The 2,679-nt window shown below is 42.1% G+C and carries 3 protein-coding genes; all 3 read left to right on the top strand.

The features are described 5' to 3' along the window. Positions 1–134 precede the first annotated feature (134 nt). The gene (locus BBG47_RS27605; RefSeq protein WP_065294415.1) at positions 135–1,472 is read left to right on the top strand and encodes a sodium-dependent transporter; all 1,338 of its coding nucleotides are present in this window, start codon (positions 135–137) and stop codon (positions 1,470–1,472) included. A 148-nt stretch (positions 1,473–1,620) separates the two neighbouring features. Then, on the top strand, positions 1,621–2,118 hold the full coding sequence (locus BBG47_RS27600) for a MerR family transcriptional regulator (RefSeq protein WP_065294414.1): 498 nt from the start codon (positions 1,621–1,623) through the stop codon (positions 2,116–2,118). A 5-nt stretch (positions 2,119–2,123) separates the two neighbouring features. Beyond that, on the top strand, positions 2,124–2,564 hold the full coding sequence (locus BBG47_RS27595; protein WP_021255877.1) for an SRPBCC family protein: 441 nt from the start codon (positions 2,124–2,126) through the stop codon (positions 2,562–2,564). Positions 2,565–2,679: the final 115 nt, after the last annotated feature.

Here is a 2,679-nt window from a genome sequence, read left to right as displayed (position 1 = left end):
TACGTATTTACGTAGGGACGTTTTTTATTTGAAAGGAAGTGGTTGTATGAGAAAGGATCCACGATAGAACAATATGAATAAAGACCGAATCGTAATAGACAAAGAAATAGAAGAAGCAGAGAGGAGATAAAGCGATGGATTCACAGCAATGGACATCGAAATTAGGTTTCATTTTAGCTGCAGCAGGTTCAGCAATTGGCCTTGGCGCGATTTGGAAGTTCCCATATATGGCCGGTATTGGAGGCGGCGGTGCCTTCTTTCTTATTTTCATCGGTTTTACTTTATTAATTGGTTTACCGTTATTATTGGCGGAATTTGTAATTGGAAGAAGTGCACAAAAAGAGGCTGTTGAGGCATACAGAGATATTGCTCCAAAGACGCTATGGCCGTGGGTCGGTAAATTAGGGATTGTAACATGCTTCATATTGCTTTCATTCTACAGTGTTGTAGGAGGATGGATTCTATTATATTTATGGAACGCAATTACAGGCAGACTATGGGAAGGAAATGGCGCATACGAAGCAACTTTTGGTGAAATCATTTCCAATCCATATTTGGCGGTTGGAGCACAGCTATTATTTATTTTGATTACTATTTTTATTGTAAGTAAAGGTGTACAAAACGGTGTTGAAAAAGTAAATAAATATTTCATGCCCGCACTATTTGTTTTATTCTTTGTCTTAATTGTTCGAGCACTTACATTAGATGGTGCTGGAGAAGGAGTTCGTTTCTTCTTACAACCAGATTTCTCACATGTAACGTCTGAAATTGTGTTATATGCGATGGGGCAATCGTTCTTCTCATTATCTGTCGGTGTAGGAGTCATGGTAACGTATAGCTCATACTTACCGAAAGAAGAAAGTTTACCGCGTTCCGCATTTTCTATCGTCGGTTTAACGCTTGTGATTACATTGCTTGCTGGACTTGCTATTTTCCCGGTTGTATTCGCATTTGGAATGGAACCATCTCAAGGGCCAGGTCTATTATTTATTGTATTGCCAGCGATTTTCAGTAAAATGGCATTCGGAAAGCTATTCTTCATTATTTTCTTGTTACTATTTTTCTTTGCAACGATAACATCCGCAATTTCGATGTTGGAAATTAGCGTTGCCTCTTTAACGAAAAAAGGGAACGGAAAACGCGAAAAAATGGCACTGATTGTCGGATTACTAATCTTTGTCGTAGGGATTCCATCGACGCTATCCTATGGCGTATTAAGCGATGTGGAATTGTTTGGCAAAACCGTCTTTGATTTAGCAGACTTTACAGTAAGTAATGTTCTTATGCCACTCGGTGTATTATTAGTTGCAATCTTCGTACCGTTAAAAATGAAAAAAGATGTGTTAATGAGAGAATTGGAAGTAAGTAAAAATAAAGGCTATAAATTATTCGTATTATGGTTATTCTTACTTCGCTATATAGCACCAATTGCAATTATAATCGTATTTTTAAATGTAATTGGAGTGATTTAGAAATACGAAGGGCCCTAGCATAACGTTATGTTAGGGCCTTTTCGTTATATTTTTTCCGTTTCAAGAGATAACACTTGCACCTGACGTAACGTCATGTTTTATAGTATAGTTGCCGGCAAATTGATGCGCAGCACAAAAAGAGGTGATTATGAAGCAGCTTTGGAAAGTCGGAGATCTTGCTAAGCTCACGGGACTCACGTTACGAACATTGAGATTTTACGATCAGATTGGCCTGTTTTCTCCTTCGGCGCATTCCGATTCGGGGCACAGGCTGTATAACCAGGCCGACCTATCGAGACTGCAGCAAATTTTGTCCTTAAAAGAGCTAGGCTTATCGCTTGAGGAGATTAAGTCCGTATTAACCGGCGGCCACTTTAGTCCGCTGCAAATTGTGTCGCTGCAAATCGCCCGTCTAAAAGAAACGATCCAGATGCAACAAAAGCTTTTGGCCGGATTGGAATCCGTGTCCGAACTCATGCTTTTGAAACAACCAGTGACGGTTGAAGATTTTACAAAATTATTAGAAATGATGAAAAAGAGCCAAGAAAAAGTGATCCTCGAACGTTGGATGAATTGGGAGCATCGCCTGGATCAGCTGGGCGACCTCCTCGACAAGGATACCGACGAATCGAATCAAGGGAGCTGAAAATCATGAACGAACGATCTTCCATTCATCACACTTTCGTCGTTGAGCGAGTGTACAAAGCTTCGCCAGCAAAGGTTTTTGCCTATTGGGCGAATCCTCACATGAAAGAGCAATGGTTTTCGAAAGCAGATGAGTTTGACTTCCGTGTCGGCGGTGGAGAACGCACTCAAGGTGGGCCTCCCGGCGGAGCGGTGTTTACCTTCAATGCCCGGTACCACGACATTGTGCCAGACGAGCGCATCGTTTATACCTATACGTTAGATATGGGCGAGACGCGAATTTCCGTTTCCGCAACGACCGTCGAGTTCAAGCCAGAGGGAGAAGGCACAAAGCTGATTTTCACCGAGCAAGGCGTCTTTCTCGATGGCCACGATACACCGGCTCAGCGCGAGCACGGAACCAAGGAGATGATGGATAAGCTGGGTGTGCAGTTGGAGATCGACTAACCTATTCAAACTATGTAAAGGAGGAACGAGCATGACAGAAAACCATGCGGCAAATAGCGAAACCAGCTCAGCGGAAGAATACGAATTGGTAACAACGAGGGTGATAAATGCATCC

Source organism: Paenibacillus sp. KS1 (genome assembly GCF_001680695.1).
Taxonomy (GTDB): Bacteria; Bacillota; Bacilli; order Paenibacillales; family Paenibacillaceae; genus Paenibacillus_B; species Paenibacillus_B suaedae.
The sequence above is the reverse complement of the archived record's forward strand: the minus strand, read 5'-3'. Positions and strand labels throughout refer to the sequence as shown.